Source organism: Pseudomonadota bacterium, from assembly GCA_034660915.1.
GTDB lineage: Bacteria > Desulfobacterota > Anaeroferrophillalia > Anaeroferrophillales > Anaeroferrophillaceae > DQWO01.
The window spans coordinates 4,787-8,380 of sequence record JAYEKE010000205.1 but is presented as its reverse complement, the minus strand read 5'-3'; the positions used below and the strand labels follow the sequence as shown (position 1 = coordinate 8,380).

4 protein-coding genes and 1 tRNA gene are annotated in these 3,594 nt (G+C 45.0%); all 5 read right to left on the bottom strand.

The features are described 5' to 3' along the window. Positions 1–21: 21 nt before the first annotated feature. Positions 22–94: transfer RNA gene (locus U9P07_11540), tRNA-Val, on the bottom strand. A 12-nt stretch (positions 95–106) separates the two neighbouring features. Beyond that, on the bottom strand, positions 107–379 hold the full coding sequence (locus U9P07_11535; GenBank protein MEA2110039.1) for an HU family DNA-binding protein: 273 nt from the start codon (positions 377–379) through the stop codon (positions 107–109). Positions 380–462: 83 nt separating this feature from the next. Beyond that, complete coding sequence (clpX, locus tag U9P07_11530; GenBank protein MEA2110038.1) at positions 463–1,740, bottom strand: ATP-dependent Clp protease ATP-binding subunit ClpX; 1,278 nt, start codon at positions 1,738–1,740, stop codon at positions 463–465. Continuing rightward, complete coding sequence (clpP, locus tag U9P07_11525) at positions 1,737–2,345, bottom strand: ATP-dependent Clp endopeptidase proteolytic subunit ClpP (protein ID MEA2110037.1); 609 nt, start codon at positions 2,343–2,345, stop codon at positions 1,737–1,739. Before clpP ends, clpX begins: the two co-directional genes overlap by 4 nt. Positions 2,346–2,367: 22 nt before the next feature. Beyond that, the coding region (tig, locus tag U9P07_11520) for a trigger factor (GenBank protein ID MEA2110036.1) at positions 2,368–3,594 on the bottom strand (1,227 nt) is incomplete at its 5' end.

Here is a 3,594-nt window from a genome sequence, read left to right as displayed (position 1 = left end):
AGCAAACCTTATGCAGCAGAATAGGCGGAACAGGGATCGAACCTGTGACCCCCGGCTTGTAAGGCCGGTGCTCTCCCAGCTGAGCTACCCGCCCACACAAACAGCTTTAGTTCAGATCATCCTTTAAAGCCTTACCAGCCTTGAACTTCGGAACCGTACAGGCAGGAATTTTAATTTCTTCCCCGGTACGGGGATTCCGACCCATCCGTGCAGGACGTTCAGCCGCATAAAAAGTACCGAAACCTACCAGAGTGACTCTTTCACCCTTTTTAATTCCGCCTTTAACTTCTTCCATGAAAGCCTTCAATACTTTCTCCGAGGCGGCCTTGGAAACACCTGCTTTTCCAGCAATTCCCTCGACCAATTCAGCCTTTGTCATAACAATAATCCCCCTTTTGTTATTAAGATAATTTAAAACTTTGACCTTATTACAACCACCTTAAAGGCATGTCAAGCAAAAACTCAGCTGCCATAGGCCTTATCCGGCTCCTTTTGGCTCTTTTTCCCTTTTTCAAAAACCAGCAACGGAGTACCATTACCGTCAATCACTTCTTCTTCAATAACGCAGCGGCTGGCATCCATTTGCGGCAGGTCAAACATAATATCGGTCATCACCGACTCGATAATAGAACGTAACCCCCGGGCACCGGTTTTTTGCTCGGTTGCCTTGACCGCAATTCGTTGCAAGGCCCGCCCGGAAAATTCCAGTTCCACCTTATCCATGGCAAACATCTTTTTATACTGTTTTACCAGGGAATTCTTGGGTTCGGTAAGAATGCGAACCAAAGCCTCCTCATCCAGTTCTCCCAAAGCTGCCAACACCGGCAGCCGCCCGATAAATTCTGGAATCAAGCCATATTTGAGTAAATCTGCAGGGGTTACCTGGCTAAGAACCTCTTCAGCCGTCATTTCACTTTTGTCTTTAATGATCGAATTAAATCCCAGAACGTTACCACGCAAACGCCGCTGGACTATTTCATCCAGGCCATTGAAAGCTCCACCGCAGATAAAAAGAATATCACGGGTGTCCAGTTTGATAAATTCCTGCTGCGGATGTTTACGACCACCTTTGGGGGGAACACTGGCAACCGTTCCCTCAAGAATTTTCAACAGGGCCTGTTGCACCCCTTCACCCGATACATCACGGGTAATGGAAGGGCTGTCTCCCTTGCGAGCAATTTTGTCTATCTCATCAATATAGACAATACCCCTGGATGCCAGTTCAATATCATAATCCGCAGCCTGCAACAATGAAACCAGGATGTTTTCCACATCCTCACCAACATAACCAGCCTCCGTCAGGTTGGTGGCATCAGCAATGGTAAAGGGAACCTGGATGATACGAGCTAATGTCTGGGCCAGCAGGGTTTTACCGCAGCCAGTTGGACCAATCAGGACAATATTACTTTTTTGCAGTTCTACTTCCTGGTCATCGTCATATTCCTGGGCAGCAACCCGTTTGTAATGATTATAGACGGCAACAGCAAGTTTTTTCTTGGCCACCTCCTGACCAATAATATATTCATCCAGGCTATCCTTGAGCTCCCGCGGCACAGGAATATCCTCCCTAAATTTGGTCAGGGACTCTTTCTCCAGTTCACCGGAAATAATATTATTACACAGTTCAATACACTCATTGCAGATAAACACTGACGGACCCGCAATGAGCTTTTTCACACTATTCTGATCCTTGCCGCAGAACGAACACCTGAGCAAACCACTTTCTTTATCCCGTTTCATTTTTTCTCCACCTTCTCGCGAACCAATCGATGCTCAATGATTTCGTCAATTACACCATAATCTTTAGCCTGTTGTGCTGACATAAAAAAATCTCGATCAGTATCAACCTGGATATTTTTCATGGTCTTTTTGGTATGACGATGTAATATCTGGTTCAATGACTTTTTTAACCGCAGAATCTCCCGGGCATGAATTTCAACATCTGAAGCCTGTCCGGAAACTCCACCCATAACCTGGTGGAGCATAATTGTTGCGTGGGGCAAAGCGTACCTTTTCCCATCCGCCCCGGCAGACAAAAGCAACGCCCCCATGCTGGCCGCCTGTCCCACACAAATGGTGGTCACATCCGGTTTAACAAACTGCATGGTATCATAAACTGCCAACCCGGCAGAGACAGACCCTCCGGGGGAATTTATATAAATATTGATATCCTTATCAGGATCATCGGCTTCCAGGAAAAGAAGCTGGGCAATAATAGCGTTGGCCACCTGGTTATCTACAGCTGTTCCCAGAAAAACAATCCGGTCCTTCAACAAACGTGAATAGATATCGTAGGCCCGTTCACCATTCGGGCTCTGTTCAACCACCATCGGTACATAACTCATAATATTCAATCCTTAAATAAAATTATTTTTCTGCATAGGTAGCTTTCTCCAACAGATAATCAATAAGCTTATCCATCAGAGCCTGGTTATGAAGCATCTCCTGCAGCTCCGCTTCACGGCCCTGAAAGTATTCCCTTAATGCCTGCGGGTTCTGTCCAGACTGGGCAATAAACTTTTGCAATTGATTATTAATTTCATCCTGGGTCGCCGTTATCTTTTCACGATCAGCTATTTGTTCAAGAATTAAAGTATTTTTAACTGTTCGGGCTGCATCTTCGGCAATCTTTTCCAGGTTGGCAGCCACCATTTGGTCAATCATTACAGCATCAATCCCCTGGCTCTGATAACGGGATTTCATCCCCTGCACCATGGATTCTTTTTCATTTTTAACCAAGGATTCAGGAATTTCAAAATCAACCAGGTCACGCAATTTTACTAACAAATCATCAACCAGTTTCCGGCGAACTAAATCCTCTTTACGGGCTTTAACCCCATCCTCAAGTTTATCTTTAAGCTTATCCAGAGAGGTTATTTGCCCAGTTGATACATCCGCGGCAAAATCATCATTAATCTCAGGAAGCTTTTTCTCCTTAATTTCATTAACAGTTACCGTAAAAACAGCAGGTTTTCCCGCCAGTTCTTTATGGTGATAATCTTCAGGGAAAGTAACTTCAAGATCACGGGTTTCATTCAGTTCCAAACCAACCAATTGTTTTTCCAGATCAGGGATAAAGCTGCCAGAGCCAATTTCCACCGTGTATTCTGAGGCTGCGCCTCCGGGAAATTCCTCCCCATCTACCTTGCCGACAAAATCAATAATCAGGGTATCACCTTCCTTGGCCGGGCGATCCTCAACCGGGGCGAAATGGGCATAAGCCTGGCGCAGGCCTTCCATGCTTTCCTCTCTATCCTGGTCCGTTACTTCCACCGGCTCTCTTTCAAGCTCCAGACCCATATATCCTTCTATTTCAAACTGAGGCTTAACTTCAATGATTGCTTCATAGGAAAGATAATCATTCTCATCGCCAAAAGAAAGGTTTTCAATCTCAGGACGAGCTAAAGGAATCAATTTTGTCTCATTTAAAGCTTCAAGGTAGACTTTTTGCACCAGATCTTCCATCACCTCAGCCCTGATCTGATCAAAATAAAGGTTTTTCACGATATTAGCCGGAACTTTTCCCGGCCGAAAACCCTTAACCTTGGCTTTTTTACGATATTTTTTTATCGACTTATCTAATTCACCCTGGAT

Bases quoted from the DNA above. Each gene is read 5' to 3' on its own strand.
- U9P07_11535 (MEA2110039.1), bottom strand. From the start codon at position 379: ATGACAAAGGCTGAATTGGTCGAGGGAATTGCTGGAAAAGCAGGTGTT.
- clpX (MEA2110038.1), bottom strand. From the start codon at position 1,740: ATGAAACGGGATAAAGAAAGTGGTTTGCTCAGGTGTTCGTTCTGCGGC.
- clpP (MEA2110037.1), bottom strand. From the start codon at position 2,345: ATGAGTTATGTACCGATGGTGGTTGAACAGAGCCCGAATGGTGAACGG.